Genomic DNA, 349 nt, shown 5'->3' on the forward strand with positions numbered 1-349 from the left:
CACACGTACCCATCCCGAACACGACCGTTAAGCCCTCCAGCGCCGATGGTACTTGGACCGCAGGGTCCTGGGAGAGTAGGACGCCGCCAAGCGAAAACCCTTTTGGGTTATTTTTTTTGCCCTAATGGTGTAATTAACGATGAGGGCCCTTAGCTCAGCTGGTTAGAGCGCACCCCTGATAAGGGTGAGGTCGGTGGTTCGAGTCCACTAGGGCCCACCATGTAACTTCATAATCCCATTATGGGGCCATAGCTCAGCTGGGAGAGCGCCTGCCTTGCACGCAGGAGGTCAGCGGTTCGATCCCGCTTGGCTCCACCAATATTCCCTGATAGCTCAGTTGGTAGAGCAC

General features: G+C 55.9%; 2 tRNA genes and 1 rRNA gene. All 3 read left to right on the forward strand.

Annotation, left to right across the window (positions count from 1 at the left end):
• Window positions 1-92, forward strand: a 5S ribosomal RNA gene (gene rrf / locus KJS58_RS25090); the annotation flags it as partial.
• Window positions 93-143: 51 nt separating this feature from the next.
• A tRNA-Ile gene (locus tag KJS58_RS25095) sits at window positions 144-220 on the forward strand.
• Between the two features lie 22 nt (window positions 221-242).
• Window positions 243-318, forward strand: a tRNA-Ala gene (locus KJS58_RS25100).
• Window positions 319-349: the final 31 nt, after the last annotated feature.

This window comes from Paenibacillus sp. J45TS6 (genome assembly GCF_018403285.1).
Classification (GTDB): domain Bacteria; phylum Bacillota; class Bacilli; order Paenibacillales; family Paenibacillaceae; genus Paenibacillus.